Genomic DNA, 1,096 nt, shown 5'->3' on the forward strand with positions numbered 1-1,096 from the left:
AGCTTGTTGTAGACCGCCTGGGCGGCCGCCGGCTCACCGTTCTCCAGCTGGTTTTCGATGGCCTGGACCAACGTGGCCTCGGCGAAGGCTTCGTCTTCTTGCTCGATGTTGTCGCTCATGGTGCCTCTTGGTGTGGGTGGGCAGGCTCAGTCGCAGGGTATGCCGACGGTCTTGAGGCTGCGCTTGAAGTATTGCAGGCGGAAGCCCGAGGTGGCGGCCTTGCTGCAAAGGTTGTCGTTGAAGGTGCGGTACTCGGCGATGAAGATGGCCTTGCCCTGGCTGCGCATGTGGTCGTAGCCGTCGCACTCCTTGTAGCGGTAGCAGCTCTCGTTGATGGCGAAGTCGAAATGCTCGCCGAGCACGGGAAGCAGCTCCACGGCATTCTTCAGCCCGACGTTCATGTTGCGACTGCGTGCCTGTTCGGCCAGCCAGCGATTGAAGTCGATCTGTTGCTCTTCGGTCAGGTCGAGACCGTTATCGTTGCTGTAGCCATCCACGTTGTCCGGGTCGACGCCGTCGCAGCCCTTGGCCGCGGCCAGGTCCAGGCGCTTGGCCAGCAGCTGGCGCACGTCGTCGCGGCGATGGTCCAGCCAGCGTTCGCCCGGCCAGTCCGCCAGCTCGTTGCCGAGGGCTTCCTGCGGATAGCTGGCGGCATCGCTGCGCCAGTCTTCCCAGGTGCCGGCGCTGAAGTAGCAGATCACGATGCGACCACCACCCTTGAGTGCGGTGATGGTCTGCGTCGGCGTGTCGTACAGGTCGATGTCATAGACCTGCCGATCCGGCGTCTGCAGCTTGCCGTCGAGCTGCATGTGCCAGGATGCATCGGCCGGAATGGGAATGGGGCTCGCCGGAGACAGTGCAGGGGCGAGGACGCTGATCAGAGCGAGTAGGGTGCGCATGATGCTCTGCACTCGGTGGCGGGAGATGTAATCACCATAGGTCAGGGGGCGGGACGCGGCCAGCGGGCTGCCGTCAGCCGGCAGCGAAATCCAGCAAGGCCTGGCCGGTCAGGCGATAAGTGGTCCATTCGCTCTGTGGACGGGCGCCGAAGGATTCGTAGAAATCGATGGCCGGGGTGTTCCAGTCCAGCACCGAC

1 protein-coding gene and 1 pseudogene are annotated in these 1,096 nt (G+C 63.8%); both read right to left on the minus strand.

The window, feature by feature from the left end:
- Window positions 1-146 precede the first annotated feature (146 nt).
- Window positions 147-899 (minus strand): endo alpha-1,4 polygalactosaminidase, encoded by a 753-nt coding sequence (locus J0A65_RS23835; protein WP_206596757.1) that lies wholly within the window; start codon window positions 897-899, stop codon window positions 147-149.
- Window positions 900-972: 73 nt separating this feature from the next.
- Window positions 973-1,096 (minus strand): annotated as a pseudogene (locus tag J0A65_RS23840) (GNAT family N-acetyltransferase); the annotation flags it as partial.

This window comes from Bowmanella yangjiangensis (genome assembly GCF_017255015.1).
GTDB classification, from domain to species: domain Bacteria; phylum Pseudomonadota; class Gammaproteobacteria; order Enterobacterales; family Alteromonadaceae; genus Bowmanella; species Bowmanella yangjiangensis.

Excerpts from the sequence above, each read along its gene's own strand:
- J0A65_RS23835 (WP_206596757.1), bottom strand. The coding sequence starts at position 899 with ATGCGCACCCTACTCGCTCTGATCAGCGTCCTCGCCCCTGCACTGTCT.